Source organism: Mycoplasma sp. 3686h (assembly GCF_056781225.1).
Window position 1 is genome coordinate 232,089 of record NZ_CM165562.1, and the last position, 21,427, is coordinate 253,515.

Here is a 21,427-nt window from a genome sequence, read left to right on the forward strand (position 1 = left end):
TTTGTAAAGCTTAGAACCTTTTGTTTTTACAAAAAAAGAATACAATTTATATTAATGTTAAAAGATAAACTTAGTTTATTTAATAAACCAAAACGATACTATTATTTATTTGGACCAAAGTTTCGTGATCTTGGTCTTTTTCAACGTTGATCAATTAAAAAAATGGTTGTTGTAGCAATGCTAATCGCTATTTCAGTAGCATTTACCATTATTTCTTCACAAATTGTTCCAATTGCTTCAATTCCAAGTTTTAAAATTGCTTTTATTGGGTTACCAGTAAAAATCACAGGGTTCATTTTTGGACCTATTATTGGTTTTTTTGTGGGATTAATTGCTGATTTATTATCACTTTTATTTGTCCCTCCAGTAACTTATCATGTTTTATATACACTAGCAACTGCAATGAATGGTTTAATTGCAGGAATTGTTGGTTGATTCTTTATTCGTTTTTTAAATTATGTTTTTAATAAGAAAATTAAAGCCCGTAATTATGAATATAAAATTTGAAGATTAAGTATTAAGCTAAATTTAGTAATACAAACTAAAGACGATAAAAAAATTCAAAAAATTTCAGCTCAAATTATTAAATATCGTAATTTAAGAGATTTTGTTTTACGTTATGGAATTAGCGAAAGATTAAAAACTATTTATATGATTATTTCAACAGTAATTATTATTAGTATCATGGTTTCTGTCATTACTATTGGATTACAAATTCCTGATGAATCGTTCAAAAATATTCCTGTAATTAAAGGAAAAATTCCTGTTTTAACTTTTATGATTACAGGTTATAGCGTAATGTGTTTATTTGTAATTATTGGGAAATATTACATTGGTGCAACCAAATATTTTGTTTTTGCACCAATTATTGTCTTTTCGTCAATTTTAGAGTTTGTTAACCTTCCGATTTTAGCACTAGCTGATTCGCTTGGATTAGGTAATGGAACCAATGAATTATTATTCTGAATTATCAGCCGAACTGTTTTTAGTCCGATTAAAATTTGATTTAACATTTTTGTTATTTACTTTTCATATTCAGTCATTTATAGATTAGTAAACAAAAACAAAGATAACACTTACAATTAGCATTAAAAAATATGGAAAAAGAAAATTTAATTTTAACAATTTGAAATATGTTTGATTATTCAACTCAAAACGGAATGAACCGTTTTTTGAATATTCCTCGAATTGATATTTATAAAAACACTCCAACAGCTTTTTATATTGATTCAACATATAACAATTTTTCTTATTCATTCTTTTGAGAAAATTTTATTAAAAAAACTAACAATACTATTTCGTTTTGATTTCAAGAAACTGAAAACAAAACCCAAAATGTTTTATTTAAAAAAGAAGAAATCAAAAAATATGTCAGCTATTTCAAACTCAAAAATATCATTCAAGAGCAAGAAAACCATTTACCTATTTACAAAATCTGAAAAGATTGTCTTAAAGATTACAATAATGACCTAAGTGTAAAAGTTGAGCTCAAAAAGATTTTTACTCTTTTTGAAATTCCGATTAAAAACGCTTTTTATAGCATTTTATTTCAAAAATCTGAAAATATTATCAATTCAAATTCTGAAATAATTCGAACCATGCAGTTTTTGCAAAACAATATTAAAACCAAAGAAACAACCCTTACTAAAAAACATTTATTAGAATTAATAGAAAGTTTTAATAAAAAAATTATTCTCATTCAAAATGAATTATTTAATCAATATTTTGAAATTTTTGACGAATTAATTTCGCACTTAAATATATATGAACAAAACGAATGGTTAGAAAATAAAACAAATCAAGAACGAGAAATTAAAGATTATCAAATTCAACTCAAATATTTGAATGACATTTCTCGTTCTTCAATTCAAAAAGTTTATAATGACTTAAAAATAAGAAATACCTTAATTGAAATTGATTTTTATAAAAAATATAAAAATAACATTTCTTGACAAGGAACCAATCAAATTAAAGTTATTAAAAAACATTTAAAAAATCAACTGCAAACTTTAAAAAATCATCCAAAGAGATATGGAAGTGACCTTTTTGCTAAAACTCATTTATATCGAAATCACTTTTATATCAAGTCAGTTTTAAAATTATGAAATGCTTATGAACACAAAATTAAATTTGCTTCAAATGAGCAAATCACCCAACTTGATAAAATGATTATGAATGAGAGATTGTTTTTTAATGTTGTAAGTACTAAAAATATTTATCATGCTTCAATTCTTAAAAAATATTTTACTTACAAGACCATTGAAAATGATTTTAACAAACTTGCTCAACCGATTTATGAAATTTCAGAAAACAGCCAAACTCAAATTCAAGACAAAATTAATAATTTGCAAAGAAAGTTGTCTAAACTCACTAAAAGTCATTTCGAACAAACTCCACTTAAACGCAATGTAGCTAAAATTAAATCACTTGAAGAGAAAATTAAATTAGCTCAAGCTGATTTAAGGTGAAATAAATCATCCGAACTTAGGTTATACAAAAGCAAATTAAAAACTAAAAATTTAAAAATCAAACATTTAATGACAAGTGTAAAGAAAACTCTTAAAGGTTCTATAGCATTTTTTAAATATATCAGTGAACTAATTCACATACATCATGATAAAAATGATATTTTATCTGACCAAGAATATATTAACTTTGAAAACTTTTTCACACAATATATCGATATAGAAATCTTTAATGACTTTATTATTTTACTTAGTAACTTTAGTTTAAACAAAAACAAAGATAGCAACAAATTTATTAATTATTTTTTAGGAGTTTCTAAATTTGTTAAATCGATTAAATATTTATCAGTCAATAGCATTAACTTATTTTATCCATTCAAAGAACTCAACTTTTTAGAAGTAGCCAAGTTAGAATTGGTTAAATATTATCTCAATGAAAACAAAATTATTTTCATTGAAGATGATCCTGACATTAAAAACCATAACATTAAAAACGAGTTTTTCAGAGTCTTTAAAAACATTGCTCAGGACAATGATATTAATTATATTTTTCTCACTGAAGATGCACCATTTTTGTTTGAAAATTTTGAACATGTTCACATTTTTTACAACAATACAGCAATTGAAGGTGGGAACATTAAAAGTATTTTACAAAATCCTTTACATCCACTTACTAAAAAAATTATTAACAAAACCGCAACTAAAAACAATTCACTAAATAATATTTTGGAAGATTATATTTTTAATGAATTAATCACCCCAGATCGCAGCAATTACCATTATATTTACAGTAAATATGGTAATTACAAAAAATGACAAAATTCGCAAATTGACGTTCAAAAAAACTTTACCAATTTCCAAGAACAATCAATTAATATCAAGTTGGATAAATTTATTGATGAAAATCTTTCAAGCTTTTTTGAAAACTTGGAATTTGAATTAACCAATTTTTCAAAACGCAAACCGCTTATTCGTAGATTTTTACCCAGTGATTTCAAGGAAAATAAATCAAATCCAGTCGAAAATGAGAACTCATTTTAATACCAATGAATTGGTATTTTTTCAATTAATCCAATAAAGATTTAAAACTGGTAAAATATAATTACAATCTATATTTAAAATAGATATGTCGTAATTGAACAAATTACAAAGGAGCAACAATGACACCACACATTAGTGCACAAAAAGGAGAAATCGCTAAATTAGTGATTATGCCTGGAGACCCCAAAAGAGCCGAATTTATTGCTCAAAATTACTTAGATCCTGGGTATAAATTAGTTAATTCAGTGCGTAATATGCTCATATTCACTGGAACATACAAAGGAAAACCAGTCACTATTGCTGGAAGTGGAATGGGCTGCCCTTCGATTGGAATTTACTCATACGAATTGTTTAAATTTTATGATGTTGATACAATTATTAGAATTGGATCAGCTGGTTCATATTTAAAAGAGCTTGGTTTATATGAATTGGTTTTAGCTACCGAAGCATATGCAGATTCAGATGCATTCAGAAGACTTGCACTTGGAAAAGAAGGTAATATTGCATATCCTTCACAAAAAATTAACAAGCAAATTCAAAAAATAGCTCAAGATTTAGATATTAAACTTAACTTAGGAAGAGTTCATTCTTCTGATGTCTTTTACTCAGTAATTCCGCTTGCAAAAAGAATTGAATTATCTAAATCAATTGCTGTTGAAATGGAATCATATGCACTGTTTACCAATGCAGAATTAACTGGTAAAAAGGCCGCTTGTTTATTAACTATTTCTGATAATTTAATCACTAAAGAAGAAACAAGTGCTAACGAACGGCAAACAGCGTTTACCAAAATGATGGAGATTGCTTTAAATTTAGCTAAATAAAATGCGTGTAGTTGACATTATTGACAAAAAGCGTCTCAATCAAGAACTTAATGAGGATGAAATTAAATTCTTGATTAATTCATATGTTCAAGGAAGTGTCCCGGATTATCAAATGAGTGCTTTTTTAATGGCGGTTGTATTTAATTCAATGAGTAGCAAAGAAATTGCTTATATGACTAAATATATGATTCATTCCGGTGATACACTTGATTTAAGTTCGATTCCAGGGATTAAGGTTGACAAACATTCTACTGGAGGAATTGGTGATAAAACCACTTTAGCTGTTGCTCCAATTGTAGCAGCTTTAGGTGTTCCAGTAGCTAAAATGTCTGGTAGAGGACTTGGTCATACTGGTGGTACCATTGATAAACTCGAATCCATTCCTGGATTTCACGTTGAATTAAGTGAACAAGAATTTTTACAACAAGTCAAGTATTATTCGATTGCTATTATAGGACAAAGTAAACAATTAGTTCCAGCTGATAAAAAACTATATGCTCTGAGAGATGTAACAGCTACAGTAGAATCAATCCCGTTAATTGCTTCAAGTATTATGAGCAAAAAGCTTGCAACCGGAGCAAATGCAATTTTACTTGATGTAAAATGCGGGAATGGAGCATTTATGAAAGACCTTTCTTCAGCCCGTGAACTTGCTCAAACCATGATTAATATTGGAAAAGAGCTCGGTGTTGATGTTCGTGCTGAAATCACTAACATGTCTCGACCAATTGGATGTGAAATTGGAAATAAAAATGAAGTTCTCGAGGCAATTAGAACCTTACAAGGAAACGGATCAAGTGATTTTGTTGAGTTAGTTTATTCGTCCTGCGCAACTATTTTAATGCAAGCCAAAGTGACCAATAATTATCATAAAGCACAAAAAATGGTTCAAGAAGTCATGAATAATGGTCAAGCTCTTGAAAAGTTCTATCAGTTCATTGAGCTTCAAGGTGGAGATGTAAATGTACTCAAAAGTGAGCAATTTTGGAATCCTAAGTATAAATTACAAGTTTTTGCACATCAATCAGGATATTTAGAAATTTTTAATGCTCTGACTTTTGGGATTGTTTCAATGAAACTAGGAGCCGGTCGAGCTACTAAAGAAGCAAGTATTGACTTTGAAGCTGGAATTACCTTGAACAAAAAAACTAATGAATATGTTCAAGTTGGGGATCTTTTATTTACTCTTTATTCTTCAAATCCAATTCATTTACAACTACTTGATGAACTTAAAAGCGGATATAAATTTAATCCTGCACCAATTCCAAACCAAATTATTTTAGAAAAACTACAATAAAGGATAATAATGAATTACAATCAAATGATCGATCATACTTTGCTTAAAGCTGAAGCCACAAGCAAAGACCTTGATAAATTAATTAATCAAGCCAAAGAATATAACTTTAAAACCGTTTGTGTGAATTCAGCAAACGTTAAATATGTGAAAGAAAAATTAGCTAATTCATCAATCGGAATTACAGCAGTAGTTGGTTTTCCGCTTGGAGCAATGATTACTCAAGCCAAAGCTTTTGAAGCTAAACTAGCTATTGATCATGGTGCTGATGAAATAGATATGGTAATTAATATTGGTCGCTTTAAAGACGGTGATTATGAATATGTTCTTAATGATATTAAAAAAGTTAAAGAAGCTTGTGGAAACAAGATTCTTAAAGTAATTATCGAAACAGCATTACTTACTAGTGCAGAAATTAAAAAAGCCAGCGAAATTGTCCTAAAATCTGGAGCTGAGTTTATTAAAACCTCAACTGGATTTAGTTACCGTGGTGCTACTCTTGAAGATATTCAAATCATGAAAAGTATTGTCGGAGATAAAGTATTCATTAAAGCAGCTGGTGGAATTAGTAATATGAACGATCTTATTGCTATGCACAATGCTGGAGCATCCCGTTTTGGAACTTCACGCTCAGTAGCAATCATGAACGGAAAAGACGAGAAAAAAGGATATTAAAAATGCAAAATTGCATTTTTAATGTAACATTTTGACAGAATCACGCTTGATAAAGTTATAATAATTATATCAACAACAAACATAGGAGTATCATTATGGCAAAAGTTTTATTTTTAGAAGGAAACCTTAGTAAAAGCGAAGTTTCATATTCTTCACAAATGCTTTACGAATTCAAAAACCAATATGCACAAGCTCATCCACAAGATGAGTTGGAAATGATTAATTTAAATGACACTGAATTTGCAAAAACTTTCTTGCACTTAAGTAATTTTCCAACTTTTTGAACTGAAGTAAATGCTGACAAATGGATTAGCAAATTAAAAGAAATTGATAAGTTAGTTATTTCATGTTCAATGACTAACTTTGGACCAAATTCCGTGGTAAAAAACTTTATTGACGGAATTGCATTAGCTGATAAAACCTTCTCGTACAAATATTCAAAAAAAGGTGAAGCGATTGGATTACTTGATCATCTTTCAGTAATGATTGTTGCTTCTCAAGGAGCACCAAGAGATTGGTACTTATGAGGTAGCCACATTGAATGATTAAAAGGGACATGAAAATTCCTTGGAGCTCACACCATTGATACTATTGAAATTGCCGGAACTAAAATTGAACCAATTAAAAGTTTAAAACCAGCTGAATATGCTTTAAGTCAAAAAGAACAATTAGCCGTTAAAGCACAAAAGTTTTAATCAAATTTATCAAAATCCTATTGAAATAGGATTTTGATAATGTTTCCCAGTTACAGGTGTTAAAAAAACATTAATATCTATTAAATGTGGATAAATAAATTAAAAATTGCTATGGATCAAATTGATTTTAAGAGCAAAAATAGTATTGGTTAAAAACCAATACTATTTTTTAAATTATTTTGCTTGATGTTGAGCAACAAATTGTTTAAGTTCATTAACTTTATTTAAACGTTCTCAAGTAAAATCAACATCATCACGTCCAAAATGTCCATAATACGATGTTTCAAAGAATTTTGGTTTGCGTAAATCAAGTGCATTGATAATTCCTTTAGGAGTTAAGTCGAACAATTGTTCCACAGCCTGTTCAATTAAACTTACATCGACCTTATTAGTTCCAAAGCATTCAACCATAATTGAAACTACTTGAGCTACTCCGATTGAATATGCAATTTGAATTTCAACCCGATCAGCTAAACCAGCAGCAACAATATTCTTAGCAATTCAACGAGCAGCATAAGCCCCTGACCGATCCATTTTAGTAGCGTCTTTACCCGAGAATGCTCCTCCACCATGCCGAGCTGCTCCTCCGTAAGTATCCACAATAATTTTTCTTCCAGTTAATCCAGTATCTCCTAATGGACCACCGATAACAAAATTCCCTGTTGGATTGATTAATAATTTCTCAGGTAGAGATAAATTATATTTTTGAACAGCTTGAGTCAGAACTTGATTTTTAATAAAATCTTCAAATTGTTCTTTATTATATTTAGCTGAGTGTTGGATACTAAATAAAATAGTATCAATTTTAGTTTGCTCAGGATCAGTATAATCTAAAGTTACTTGCGATTTCATATCGGCTTTAGCTCATTTAAATTGTCCACTCACACGATATTTATCAGCGATTTTGACAATTTCATTAGCTAGCATAATTGCAAGTGGCATATATTGAGGGGTTTCATTAGTAGCATACCCAAACATAATCCCTTGGTCTCCAGCACCAAGCTCTCCATCTTCTTGTTTGCTAAGTTCAACCCCTTGGTTAATATCACTTGATTGTTCTTTAATATCAACAATAATGCTGGTTTTATATGAGTAATAACCCAATTCACGTAAAATGTTTTTAGCTATTTCAATCACGTCAACATCAACTTTAGATTTGACCTCACCAGCAATCACAATCATATTTCCTGATGCTAAAGTTTCTATCGCTACTTTAGCATGTGGATCTAAGGTTAAATATGAGTCTAAAATGGCATCAGAAATTTGATCACACACTTTGTCTGGGTGACCTCTTCCAACCGATTCACTTGTAAATAATTTTTGCATAAAAAAATCTCCTTATTAAATTTGTTTAAAATTAGCAGGAGAGATTAGAAGAAAGCATGTTGGATTTCTCCCTGACTATCCACCTTACTTAAAAGGTTGGCAACGGTCAATGCTGTCAAGCTACCGTACTCTTAATGCTAATTTTGATTATAATTATAACATCAAAAATGCTTATTTACCAAAAGCTTTTTTATTTAAAAATAGTCAAATTTAAATTTAAATTTTGATAAAATAAAAGTGGCATTGAATTGCTACAAATATTTTTATGAGTAACATCTAAACAAAGGAGCATTAAATGATCTTTGCTAAAGCAACTCTTTATCAAGTTAAAGAGGAAAAACTTAAGGGTTTTATTGATTATATTTACATTTTAACCAAGAAGACCCGTATGTTATCAAATAATTTATCATTTGAATATGGTTTTAATGGCAAGGATATTGTTCTATTCGAAAGATGAACTAGTTTTTTAGAATACCAGAATCACATTAAAACTCAAGAGTATTCAAAAGAACTTTCAACCTTAGAAAAAATGTCAAAAGATGTTGTTGTTCTTTACCAAGTTGACACAGTATCATAAATAGCTAGCATCACTTTCAGGGTGAATCATTTTGCTAGCTATTTTTATTATTTTATTGTGTTAGTTTACTTTTTAAAAGCACTTAAGCACGTTCTAAAATTTGGTACTTATAAATTTGTGGAAAAGATATGGAAATAATGGAAAATAAAATCCACAATTTAGATTTTAAAAAAATTCTTATTGATATAATGAGTATATAAAAAATAGACTAGAAAAAACATAAATACAAAAGACACAAATTCACAAGACAAGGAGAAATTTAATGACTTCAAAATTTAAAAAACTTATTTTAGGAGCTTCATCAGTTCTTGCTAGTTCAAGTTTTATGCTCTCAGCAGGATGTTCAACAACACCATCATCTAATGAAGGAGGTTCTGGTAATGAATTTTCATCAAATCTTACTGAAAGACAAGTTAATTCAAAATTAGGAGCCAACCCAGATAACAATAGTAAACGTTTTGATGCAAAGGAATCAGACAAAATTAAAATTGGTATTACTTGATCTGATGGTAGACCACAAAAAAAGGCGCTTGAAGCAATTATTAATGTATACAATGATTTAGTAAAAAATAAATCTGCTGATGTTGCTAAAGATGCTAAAGAAGTAGAAATCCAATCATTAGGTTCTGGATATTCGGCAGCTGATGATAAATTACTTATTGATCTTAACACTAAAAATGAAAATCTTTATAATTTAATTTTTAATTATCCCCCTATTGCTTCACTTTTAGCTCAATATAATATGCTTTTAAGTTTTAATGATGAACTCCCAGAATACAATACTGATATTTCTCAATTCTCAGATCTTTTCTCAAAATCAAATGATCAAATTGAAAACGTTAAAAATCAATCAACATACGTGATTCCATTCGCTAAAAGTACACATGCTTTTGCAGTAAATGCACCTGTACTTAATTATTTAATTGATGAAATGGTTAAAGCAGGAGCTAAACTTGCAACTGATCAAGCAACAAAAGACTTTATTGCTGAATTAAAAACAAAAGGTGAAGGCGACAAACCAGGTGTTATTAAAAAATGAGGAAGTCCAAGAACTGGAGTTGCTATTACCAATCTAGAAATCTCAAAAGCAACATTTGAAAACTATAAAGATCTTTTAAATTTTGCTAAAGAAGCTCAAAAATTATTTGAAAAATCATATAACAATGGTAAAGCTGTTGATGCATCACCACACGTTTTTGGTATGACAGATCCTGTTTCTTTTATGCAAGAAACAGTTTATTCAGAAGTTGGTGCAAAAGATGAAGATTCAATTTCGTATTCAACAAGAGTAGGTGGAGTAATTAAGACTAGATTTACTGGATTACAAGGTAATGGACCAGCTAATGCAAAGTTTAACGGAATTTACAATGAACTTGTAGATGCAGTAAAAACTGGTGCAGTTAAAATATGACCTGACGGACAATATCCATCTGATCAACAAATTCAACACAATGTAGCATTTTCAACTGGTTCAACTTCAGGTTTTGAACATAACTATGTTAGAGATGGTGTCTCAGCTTTTATTAACGGTGGAACATTAAGGGTTGTAGATGATTCGACTAATAATGGAGATATTATTTCTATAAATTCAAAAGAAAGCAATTCAAATGGAGATAAATTAGTAAAATTTGGTAAATTTAACAATTTAATTTACAAACCAAACTATCAACCTAAAGCATTTAACAAAGAAACTAAAAAATCCGAACCTGGTGATGAAAAATATAATTTAATTCTTGATACTGAACAAGATTTAACAGATTTTAATAATGCAATTTCTAATTGACAAGAAGGTGATTTGCTTGTTAAAATTAGCAACTATAATAAGGATAATAGCGAATTCAAAAGTATCATAGAAAAAGCAAAAACTGAAAAAGCTTATGCCGGAATTGCTCGAACCGCACTTTTAGATAAAGATAAAGCTCCAAAATTCTTGTTACTTTATATTAAAGGTGGAGCTAATATACAAAAAGTCACAGATAAAAACAATAAAGAATCTGTAAAAGTAACATACAAAGATAATATATTAAAGGACATACTTAATAAAATAGGATTTACTAAAGAAGGTCAACAAGATCAATTAAACAAAACTGAATTAATCACTTTAAGAGAACCGTTAAAATGAAAAAAAGAAAATAAATACAAAATCGTTTTTGGACAAGGACCTTTTCTTATGGGAATACACACAAACCGTAGTGGAGATCGTGCTACCAAAGCATTTGTTAAATGATTAACTACAAGCAAAAAATACAACTTCACCTATGATCCTAATGGTAAAAAGGAAGTAATCAATGGCACTCCTATTGAAGTGTTTGATAAAAAAGCCTCATATTTAACAGCAACTAAAGATTTGAGCAATGCTGATCAATTATTTGCTGGTGAAAATAAATTCCTTGAAATGGCTGCTGGATTATACAAAGAAGCATCAACTTCAAAAGACTTTAAGGTTTATGAAGAACCAGCTTCATCTAGAGGTCAAGCGTTCAGAGATAGCGTTAACGCTGCCTTTGCTTCGATTCAAAAAGCAGCTAACAACAACAATAGTACAGCACTTGATTACAGTAACTTTATCGCAAAAATCAATTTCCCTAAACAAAATTAATATATTGGGTTAAATTCAACAAAAAATAAAATTTACTTAGATAAATTTTATTTTTTGTAAAATAGGAAAAATTATGAAAATTTTGAAAAAATTATCTCGTTCTTGGCTTTGTTTTTTAGGTACATCATTACCAGTTTCTATGCTAATTTCGTGCTCAAACTCATTAAATAGTACACAAGACACTAAACCAGTAGATTTACCAAGTTTCCAAGATAGTAAACAAGATGTTAAATTTGATTATTCTCTTTTACCTAATGGTTCGCTATATTATTTTGATTATGATAAACAAAAAATTAATCAATATATAAAACAAGGTCCTGCGAATCAACAAAACCAAAGAAGAGAAGAATACATTAGAGCATGACAAGAAGCGTTTGAACAGTATACAGATGATTTTAAAAAAAGAAGTAAAAATAAATTATCACCAAACTTAAGTGTTAAAACAGCATTGAAAAATTTTTCATTGAATAGTGACCAATTTAATAATTTAATTCCATCTTTAGATGAACAATTTTTAGGAAAAACTGCAACATGAAAATTTAAAAATTTCTCTTATTCAATTAATAAAAAAGAATACGTTGAAAAAAGTAAAACAGAAACAGAGTCGGATAAATTAGTATCTCAACTTCAACAAGATACTGAAATTCCAATTGAAGTTAATTTGCAATATTCTTTATTTGTGGATGATAAAGAAATTCAGGATATGTCAATTACAGTTCCTCATCAATTCCAAACACAATTAACCAAAAAATTAGGAGATGTATACAAAAATTTAAATATTAACTTAGATGAATTACCTAAAGTTAATATTAATTGAGAAGCTCCAGGAATTAAAAATAATTATTTTGATGGAAAAATTGTTTCTGTAGCTGATGGAGACACTTTGACTATTGAAGTTACTGATGATAAAGACAACAATTTAGGAATTAAAGTTGGAAAAAAAGTAAAAATTAGACTTTCGGGAATTGATACACCTGAAAAGGCACTTGACCAAGGAAAAACAATCGCTTCACCATTTGAAAAAGCATTTGCAGAGATTTCAACTCAGTTTGCTAATAAATTAAATAACACTGAATTAAAAAGTGGAGCTAAAGTTGGTGATAAGGTAAGATTAGCATTTTATGGTGGTATAGATGCTTTTGATAGAGTCTTAGGTGATGTGTTTTTTGGTGACAATTATGAATACTCATACAACTTATCAATTGTAGCTCAAGGATATACATTACCATATGTAAATACTGATGAATGAAAAAATAATATCAACGAGACAAATACTTATGCAAATTTATTATTCCCATCAATTTATAAGTATTTCAATCAAGCTATTGATGATAAAAAAGGATTTTTTGAGTTCTTTAACTCCCCAAATGATGTCCAAAACTTTGTCTATAGAATTAAAACAAACGGAAAATGAAGACCTTTTTGATCAAAAACCGAACCAGATTCTCCATCTGGTAGAGTTGTAGATTTCTTAGAAAAACACCAGTAAAATAAGGAACTAAAATTAAATAGAATATGAAAATTATAAATAGAATTAAAGACTATATCGGTCTTTTAACAGTTAAAGATTCGCAAGATTATCAACAAGTACTGGATGAATATAAGCAGCAATATTCAAAAACAAATCAAGAGAAAATTCCAGCAATTGAGCTTAAAAATCTTAATATTGATTTTGGTGAAACATTAGCTGTAGATAATGTTTCATTCAAAATTCCAGAAGGTAAATTAGTAACCCTTTTAGGACCAAGTGGAAGTGGTAAGACAACAACTTTAAATGCTATTGCGGGTCTTTTAACTGCTACATCAGGAAAAATTCTCTTCCGTGGTAAAGATGTTACCGATTTTACTCCACAAAAGAGGAAAATTGGTTTTGTGTTTCAAAACTATGCTCTTTATCCGCATATGAGTGTATATGCGAATATTGCCTTTCCGCTTAAAAACGATACCGAATGACAATATAAAACATTTATGAAACGGATGAAAGCTCGAAACGACATTCGTTGCATTTATCTAAAAGCTTTAGGAGCAAGTGAACAGGAAATTGCACAACTTCAAGATGCATACCTTGATTGAAGAATTGCTCAAAAAGTTGCTACTACAAAATTAGATGAAAAATATGCTCAATTAGTTGCTGAATACGAAAAAGCTAATACTGAGTATAAAGTTGTTCGTGTTCACGAAATCTCTGAATTATCTTTATTATCAAAGAATGTGTTAAAAATTCATGAAGATATTCGCAATGATACTAAAAATAAAATTAGAGAAATTAAAGAGCAATATAAATATGCACTTGCTAATAATGAACTAATTGAATCAGAATTAGTTCCTTCTCAAGTTGTAGAAAGTTTTGATCAATCTCTTTTAAAATTTCAAAAAAACTTAGATGAAGACAAAGCAAAAGAGCTAGAAGCTCAACTGCTAGAAGCTAAGACAAAACTTTTAATTGAAGATTTAAGTAAAGTCACATTACAACATCGAATTTCAATTATTAAATTAGAAGAAAAAATTCAGAATCTAATCTCTAGATATAATTACGAAGTTAAATCAAAGAAAATTCTTGAAAAATATAAAATTCTCAAACAAGAAACAGATATAGCCAACAGAGAAGCAAAGAGTGCTTTTAAAAATGCACTTAAAGAAGATCAAGAATACCTAAAATTAGTCGATTTAAATAAAAATCTTAGATATTATGCTCAAAAGCGTTTCATTAATTTAATCAATCAAATTGAAACTAAGTATTCTTATAAAGAAAAACTCAAAGAAGAAAAAGCTTTAGGCAAAAGCATTTTATCTGAAACTGAACGTGAACAAGTTAAAGAGTTGGCTAAAAATGATATTCCTTTACGTAAAGCAATTCATAATGAAGTTATGGAAGTGGCTAATCGGGTTGAGATTGTTAAAATTCTCCAGAAAAAACCAACCCGTCTTTCAGGAGGGCAACAACAAAGGGTGTCAATTGCTCGAGCAATTGTTAAAAAACCACAAATTCTCCTTATGGACGAACCGCTTTCAAACCTTGATGCTAAGTTGAGAATCTCGACTCGTCAATGAATTAGACAAATTCAACAATCACTTGGAATTACGACTGTATTTGTGACACACGACCAAGAAGAAGCTATGTCAATTTCAGATATTATAGTGTGCATGTCGACAGCTAAAGTGCAACAATTAGGTTCACCAATGGAACTTTATAATAAACCAAAAAACCAATTTGTAGCACGCTTCTTAGGAATGCCTGAAATGGGACTTTTCCCCTCAGAATATAAAGACGGAAAACTTTATGTTGCTTCAAAACATATTAAAGGCGTTAAAATAGCAAACAAAGATCAAGCTTTATTAAATGTTGGTGTTCGTTCAGAAGACTTTGTCATTAAAACTAAAAAAGACAAATATGATTTTACTGGAACTGTTTTAGTTAAAGAAAACTTTGGGAAAGAAAGTAAATTAGTTATTGAGATTGAAAATATTGGACAAATTAACTTTTTAATTGATAATAATGACAATTATCAGATCGGTGATTCAATTTACTTTGATATTCCACTAAAAAAACTGCATATTTTTGATGCATTAACTGAGGAGAGAATAGAATATGAGTTTAATTAATCCTCAGTCATTGTCTAAAATAGCCCAAAAAGTACCATTTTCTTATAAATGGGTATTAAAGAAAATGTCTTTGCTCAAGGGAACTTTATCTTATTCGATTTTAGACAAAAAAACTAATATAGCTGTTCCTTTATTACTTTTATCACCTGGAATTATTCTTCTTTTAGGTTTCACTATCATTCCAATGGGACTAAATATTTATAATTCACTAACTGATAAAGATGGTAATTTTACTTTTCAAAATTATGCAACTATTTTAACCGATTCTCGGTTTGCTATTGGAGTTAGAAACTCCTTTATTTACGGTATTTTTACTCTTCCGATAATTATGGTAATTTCACTGGTAATTTCATCGATTATTGCTAAACTATATCGCAAATACGCACGCGGATTTTGACAAACAATCTTCTTTATGCCATATGTCACTAATGGTGTAGCCATTTCGCTTATGTTCATTCAATTCTTTAGTCCAAACGGGATGTTAAACTCAATTTTAGGGATCAAAACTCCTTGACTTGAATCGGGTGAACAAGGGGGATTTGAAGCTTTAATTGCTATTATGATAAATGGAATTTGAAATGGATTAGCTTTTAATATCCTTATTTATACTACCGCTATGCTTTCGGTAGATAAAAACTTATACCGTTCAGCTTCAATTGATGGCTGTTCAGAAGTTAAACAGTTCTTTGCAATTACTCTTCCTTCAATTCGTGGAACTATCAATTTTATTGTGACTTTAGGAATTATTGGTGGATTAAAAGTGTTTCCATTAGCATTATTTGATAATAACGCAAATCAAGCCTTTAATAACGGTGGAGCTTCAATCTTGTTGTTTGTGTACCTACTCACTAAATTAGGAGAAACACAATTATCCGGAGCTGCAAGTATTGCATTGTTTATTATTGGTGTAACGTTTTCATCAATTATTCGTGGTGGTTTCTTATTAACACAAGTTACATTAAATAACTTAGGAGAAAGAAATGTTTGAGTTAAGACTAAGAGCTAAACAATATTTTATTAATAAGAAACTTAGTAAAAACCAAGAACGAGTTTCTTCTCAAGTTCGTGAAAAAAATCTTTATGCAGTAATTTTATCTAGTATTGCTAAATTACTTGTTCTTTGTTTTTTTGGGGTTTTAATTATTTTCCCGTTTGTGTTTATGATTTTAGTTTCGTTTATGAACGATTCAGAAGCAGACTCACTTCAAATTTCGTTTACCTTAATTCCTTCGTTTTCGAAAGGTTCAACTTATATTCCTAGTCATGGGATTGAAATTAAGGATTGAGCTGACATTGCTAAAAATACTTATAATAGAGCATTAAGTAGTGGGTACTGAAGTGCTTTCATTCTTACTACAGCCAATGTGCTTGTTTCAGTCTTTTTAAAAATATTTGTCACATCATTAATGGGATATGCCTTTTCAATTAGAAATTGAAAAGGAAAGGGAGTGCTTTGATTTGTTGCACTTGCACTTCTTGTCCTACCCGAAGTTGCACTTCTTTCAGGGCAATACTATGTTATTTTAAAAACAGGTTTATTTAAAAACTTCTTCTTGTTTGTCATTGGAGTTGCTGCTCCTTTTGCTGCTAGTGTTTTTAATACTGTTATGTATAAAAATGCCTTTGAAGCAATTCCGGGTAGAATTAAAGAAGTTTCGCTCATTGATGGTTCTTCAGGAGTTAAATACTTTTTTAAAATTGCTCTTCCAATGGTATTACCAACCACAATTACCGTTATCATTCTTACTGCTTTAGCTTCGTGAAATGCATATTTATGACCATTAATTATTTCTAATATTGATGGTACTAGTTATGAGGTTATTTCAGTGTGATTATTTAAAGCTGGATTAGATCCTGAAGACACTAATGTTGCTCAACCACATGTCTCAATTAATGTTAAATTAGCTGCTAGCTTAATAGCTATTTTACCAATGTTCATAGTTTACTTATTTGCTAAAAAATGAATTATGAGAGCTGTGTCAAGACAAGGATCAACAATTAAAGGATAAGTATGAAAAATTACAAGCGAAAAGTTATTATTTGAACAATTTTGTCAATATTTTCTTTAATCATGATATGTGTGCTTTCATATGTGATTAATTTTAGTCAAGCTACTTTAAATGCTACAGCCAAAGTTAAATTAGATTTATCGATTTTATCAACATACAATCTGGTTATAGCTTACTCAATAGGGGGGTTGTCATTCTTTTGTATTATTTTTGTGATTGGTTCAATCATTTCGTATGCTGGAATTAGATCATGAAAATATTCAGAAATGTTTTAAAGTATGAAAAAGAAAAATATTTTTAAAACCCTAATTGCAGCGTTTAGTGTTAGTGTTGCCTCAATTAGCACGGTTTCGTGTCTTTATGAATCGCACCCAACTGTTATTTTTGCAAAGTCATATGCCTACAATAATCCTTTTCTTAAAAAACCACGTATTGCTTCTAAATATGGAAACAACTCGTTAATTAAATTTGAAAATGATTTATTTAATAAACCCAATTTGTTTTTATTCTTAAAAGATGTTAATTACCTCTTTGAAGGTACTTATACTATTAGTAACGAAGAATTGCAAAAAACTATTAAAAACGCAGTTATAGTGAGTGATAATCATTTTGAAAAAAATCCACAAGCAATAAAACAAATTACCAAACCTCAAATTTTACAATTCTTTAATCAAGAATTTGATGAATTAACCCAATTATTAGATAAATATCAACAAACTTCAGGAGCTAAAAGTTTAAAAGATCTATTATTGATTAATTATAGCCTTGATAAAAATAAAGGTAAATATAGTGATGAAGAAAAAGAAATTTATGATAAATATACATCAATAAAAGATTTTGCTTTTTTTGATGTTCGGGATGAAAATAAAATTGCTACTGAAGCAAAAGTTAGAGAGGTTGTAGAAAATTATTTAAAAGATACTCCATTTTATTCAGTATATTTAGAAAATAAAAAAATTCCATCTAATGATTCTGAGTCAATGTTTAAAGTTGAACGAAATAAATTAAATGAAATAGTTAACATTTCATTTTTGTATAACAAAAATAAAATTCCGTACAATTCAATTCCGTATAATCGCTTTCTTGATGTTGCTAAAATAATTAAACCTAATTTTAATGCTGTAGAGTTGCAAGATTCAATTGGAGCATATTTAAAAGTGTTTGAATACATGAAAGAACAACATTTTACGATTGATGATAAAGCATCGTATGGTATGGGAATTGGATTTGAACCTACATTTTTACTAGAAGGAACAAATCCTACTGATGGTGAAAAATCAGATAGTTTTAAATTATTTTCAGATCAATCAAATATTAATGCTTTAACTCCTCAAGCTGAAAAATTAAGAAAAGAATTTTTCGCAGACCCAGATAAATTCTTTGATTCGCATTTAGAGTTGATTAATTATAGTTCACTTGATGATATTTTACGTAAAGTCAAAGACACTAAGAATAACATTGAAACAAATAAAGACCCATCTGTTATACCCACTTTAAGAACTTTATATAATAAATTTTCAAATGAAGCCATTGAATTGCAAAGTAAATTAGATAATTTTTTAACTGCTTATAAGAATCTTAAACTCGCTCAAGAACAAAATGCCCCACAATCACAAATTGCTCAAGACCAAGCTAGAGTTGAAGAGTTAAAAAAACCTTTTCTTGATGATATTCAAAAAGCAAGAGATATTCTTTCAAATGGAACTGAAACTGCTCGAACCAATATTCATCACTTTGTAGAGCTTTATGCTTACTTTTTGTTCACTCTAGGAACCTATAAAGTTCAAATTATCAAGGGTACTCACCAATACCCTAACGATACTGAACCACGTGTAACTTATTGATTAGAATTTTTTGATAAAAAAACTAATCAATGATACATGGTTGATCTTTACAAAGGGTATTTATCATATCAAAAAGATTCGCCATTTAGCTACGTTCCAGAGAATGAATTATACACTCAATTACCAAGTGGTTATACTATTGACCCAGAATTTGTGCAAGTTGCACATGTTAAATAATATGATTAAACCAAATTCAACGAATTTGGTTTTTTATTTAAATAATCTTACTCGATAATATAAAGATTTAAAAGTTTGACATTTCAGCTTAACCTTGAGTTATAATAATTTTAAGATTATGCTTAAGATTAAGAAAATGCTACTTGTTTTTAGTTCTTTTTTACCAATCAGTTTAATAGCTTGCAATGTAACAAATTCAATTCAAATCAGTGATAATATTCCTATTTCTGAAAAACCCACCCCATTAGACCCAAATCCAATATTCTCTCAAGAAAACCAACCAAAAGATCCAAAAAATAAACCAAATCAACCAGTTCTTGAAATTCCAAAGGAAAAGAGCGACAATGCACCAATTATTTCAATCCCAGAAAAACCTAGAATAGCTAGACCAACAAGAAACATAGAATGAATTTCACCGCGTTTAAATCAAACTCAAATAAATCAGTTAAAAAAGTGAAAAACTAAATTAGATAAAATAAGCTTAGATGCTAAAACCATTCCTTTATCACAAGAATTTTTTGAATCAATAAACAAATTTGTTAGCTTTATAAAGCGAGCAAAGTTAGATGGTGATTGAACCTTATTAAAAAACATAAATCCAGATGATTTCTTAGAACATTACAGAGTTTTTAAAGAAGAGTTTTTAAAGAAGAGTTTTTAAAACCAAATGAATTAGTTTCTAGCAATCAAGATAAGCAAGAATGAATAAAGGCCTTTAGAAATATATCTAAAAAAATTTCAACTGTATATGGGTATGAAGACATAAAAAATGATTTTTACATTTATAAACTCAAACAACTAATTAATTTATATGAAAAACATCCATACTATCTGCAACCCCTTGTAAGATTAAAAAAACTCTTATCTTATTATCAAAATCATTATCATGACATTGTTAAATTTCAATGAGGAATTGATGAAAATAACAATTTTTCCTTAGATCCAAGCAAGTACTATAGTGGTGGATATACTTTTACTTTTCTTGATAATGAATTTATTCTTAATTGAATTAAATACTACCATCGTTGAAATTGAATTTTTGTCAAAGACAAAGATAAAATCACTAAAATTCAAGATCAAGATATTCAAGCTTTACAAATAAATCCAGATTTTAAAGATGATCCAATTCTGATTGAATATATCAAAAGACAAATCAATTTTCAACCAGAAAGATATAAAGGAGCTTTACGAATTGATTTAAAACACCCTGAAAATGTTGATTATAAGCAATCCAAAAAATTTGCTGATAATTTTGACATGCTTTATAATTCTGAAAATTACAAAGAATACCAAAAGCAAAAAGAAGAAATACCTGCACATCTTAATCAGATAAAATCAAAATATAACTTTACCAATAAAGACGATTATACATTTATTCAAATAGGGAATAAAGAATATTCAGAATTTGTTTCAATGAAAGGGATTGATTATGAAAAATTTGTTAAATATAGAAAAGAACCAGATTTTGTAGAAAATAAAGTTCCTTACAATAATTTATTGTGAAAAAAACCTAATTTATTTTCTGATGGATTATATCGATTAATAGATACTGAATTAATTAACCCAAAGCACGAAAGAGTACAAGAACAAGATTTGAAAGTAGATTTTTCGTTTCGATTAACCGATCAAGAAGCAAAAGATCTTGACAAAGATGTTTGAATTAATCCAATTCCAGAATACAAAAAATGATTTAATCATTGAAAAGAAGTTTTACCTAATATCATTAATAAAAATTGAGATACTAAAACTAAGATTAAGGCAATAGCTTATTATATTGCTACAAATACAACCTATTTATCTCCAATGAAAAAGCGATTTAACTACAATGGGTATGGATTTTATAATCCTGCTCAAATTTTCACTAATGACCCAGAAATTCAATGTGTTGGATATTCAATGAATGTGGCCGCTGCACTTACCATTTTAAATATTCCGGTCAGAATTATGACCGGAGGATATTTTGGAGATCCCTTGTCAACAGTTGCAGATGGTGGACATGCTTGAAATGAAGTGTTTATCGATGGTAGATGAAAAATAATCGATTTAACCAATTGAGATAAAATAGAGACCTATCACAACACATACGAACTCAATGATGACACTGATTTATTTTTAGAACGTAGTTCTGAGTGAATGAATCAATATAAACTTGATATAGACTCTTATGAAACAACGATAATGCTTTATCAAAATCCCAAAGAATATGAATATCAAGATTTACCTGATAGTCTTTAGTTCGCAAGCAAAAACTAAACTAACTTAACATTTATAAATACTCTTAAAGTTAGTTTAATCACC

The 21,427-nt window shown here is 29.0% G+C and carries 17 protein-coding genes; 16 read left to right on the forward strand and 1 reads right to left on the reverse strand.

All coding sequences use genetic code 4. The features are described 5' to 3' along the window. The first annotated feature begins 54 nt into the window (after positions 1-54). From AC1RP9_RS01190 to AC1RP9_RS01215, 6 genes are all read left to right on the forward strand, one after another. Entirely contained in the window at positions 55-1,086 is a 1,032-nt protein-coding gene (locus AC1RP9_RS01190; protein WP_481822570.1) for an ECF transporter S component, read from the forward strand. 11 nt (positions 1,087-1,097) lie between these two features. Next, the gene (locus AC1RP9_RS01195) at positions 1,098-3,506 is read left to right on the forward strand and encodes an MAG1360 family OppF-related protein (RefSeq protein WP_481822571.1); all 2,409 of its coding nucleotides are present in this window, start codon (positions 1,098-1,100) and stop codon (positions 3,504-3,506) included. Between the two features lie 119 nt (positions 3,507-3,625). Next, positions 3,626-4,330: a purine-nucleoside phosphorylase gene (gene deoD / locus AC1RP9_RS01200; protein WP_481822572.1), complete on the forward strand. Its 705-nt coding sequence runs from the start codon at positions 3,626-3,628 to the stop codon at positions 4,328-4,330. Position 4,331: 1 nt separating this feature from the next. Beyond that, a complete protein-coding gene (locus AC1RP9_RS01205) occupies positions 4,332-5,627 on the forward strand; it encodes a pyrimidine-nucleoside phosphorylase (protein ID WP_481822573.1) in 1,296 nt (431 codons plus the stop codon). Positions 5,628-5,636: 9 nt separating this feature from the next. Next, positions 5,637-6,299, forward strand: a complete 663-nt coding sequence (gene deoC, locus AC1RP9_RS01210; protein ID WP_481822574.1) for a deoxyribose-phosphate aldolase — start codon at positions 5,637-5,639, stop codon at positions 6,297-6,299. Between the two features lie 95 nt (positions 6,300-6,394). Continuing rightward, complete coding sequence (locus tag AC1RP9_RS01215) at positions 6,395-6,994, forward strand: FMN-dependent NADH-azoreductase (RefSeq protein ID WP_481822575.1); 600 nt, start codon at positions 6,395-6,397, stop codon at positions 6,992-6,994. A gap of 174 nt (positions 6,995-7,168) precedes the next feature. Here the strand turns inward: AC1RP9_RS01215 and metK are convergent, their stop codons facing one another. Next, a complete protein-coding gene (metK, locus tag AC1RP9_RS01220; RefSeq protein ID WP_481822576.1) occupies positions 7,169-8,320 on the reverse strand; it encodes a methionine adenosyltransferase in 1,152 nt (383 codons plus the stop codon). A 295-nt stretch (positions 8,321-8,615) separates the two neighbouring features. Between metK and AC1RP9_RS01225 the strand changes: the two genes are divergently transcribed. From AC1RP9_RS01225 to AC1RP9_RS01270, 10 genes are all read left to right on the forward strand, one after another. After that, positions 8,616-8,897 carry an antibiotic biosynthesis monooxygenase gene (locus tag AC1RP9_RS01225; RefSeq protein WP_481822577.1) on the forward strand — a complete coding sequence of 94 codons (282 nt, stop codon included), beginning with the start codon at positions 8,616-8,618 and terminating at the stop codon, positions 8,895-8,897. A 262-nt stretch (positions 8,898-9,159) separates the two neighbouring features. Further along, positions 9,160-11,496 carry a P68 family surface lipoprotein gene (locus AC1RP9_RS01230; RefSeq protein ID WP_481822578.1) on the forward strand — a complete coding sequence of 779 codons (2,337 nt, stop codon included), beginning with the start codon at positions 9,160-9,162 and terminating at the stop codon, positions 11,494-11,496. 73 nt (positions 11,497-11,569) lie between these two features. Next, positions 11,570-12,985 (forward strand): thermonuclease family protein, encoded by a 1,416-nt coding sequence (locus AC1RP9_RS01235; RefSeq protein ID WP_481822579.1) that lies wholly within the window; start codon positions 11,570-11,572, stop codon positions 12,983-12,985. A 26-nt stretch (positions 12,986-13,011) separates the two neighbouring features. Further along, positions 13,012-15,099 (forward strand): ATP-binding cassette domain-containing protein, encoded by a 2,088-nt coding sequence (locus tag AC1RP9_RS01240; RefSeq protein ID WP_481822580.1) that lies wholly within the window; start codon positions 13,012-13,014, stop codon positions 15,097-15,099. Continuing rightward, complete coding sequence (locus AC1RP9_RS01245; protein WP_481822581.1) at positions 15,086-16,105, forward strand: carbohydrate ABC transporter permease; 1,020 nt, start codon at positions 15,086-15,088, stop codon at positions 16,103-16,105. The genes AC1RP9_RS01240 and AC1RP9_RS01245 overlap by 14 nt, the downstream gene beginning before the upstream one ends. Then, entirely contained in the window at positions 16,080-17,108 is a 1,029-nt protein-coding gene (locus tag AC1RP9_RS01250) for a carbohydrate ABC transporter permease (RefSeq protein WP_481822582.1), read from the forward strand. The genes AC1RP9_RS01245 and AC1RP9_RS01250 overlap by 26 nt, the downstream gene beginning before the upstream one ends. Positions 17,109-17,110: 2 nt before the next feature. Continuing rightward, positions 17,111-17,383 carry a hypothetical protein gene (locus tag AC1RP9_RS01255; protein ID WP_481822583.1) on the forward strand — a complete coding sequence of 91 codons (273 nt, stop codon included), beginning with the start codon at positions 17,111-17,113 and terminating at the stop codon, positions 17,381-17,383. A gap of 3 nt (positions 17,384-17,386) precedes the next feature. Next, complete coding sequence (locus tag AC1RP9_RS01260; RefSeq protein WP_481822584.1) at positions 17,387-19,129, forward strand: hypothetical protein; 1,743 nt, start codon at positions 17,387-17,389, stop codon at positions 19,127-19,129. A 118-nt stretch (positions 19,130-19,247) separates the two neighbouring features. Continuing rightward, positions 19,248-19,790 carry a hypothetical protein gene (locus AC1RP9_RS01265; RefSeq protein WP_481822585.1) on the forward strand — a complete coding sequence of 181 codons (543 nt, stop codon included), beginning with the start codon at positions 19,248-19,250 and terminating at the stop codon, positions 19,788-19,790. 596 nt (positions 19,791-20,386) lie between these two features. Further along, complete coding sequence (locus tag AC1RP9_RS01270; RefSeq protein ID WP_481822586.1) at positions 20,387-21,364, forward strand: transglutaminase-like domain-containing protein; 978 nt, start codon at positions 20,387-20,389, stop codon at positions 21,362-21,364. Positions 21,365-21,427: the final 63 nt, after the last annotated feature.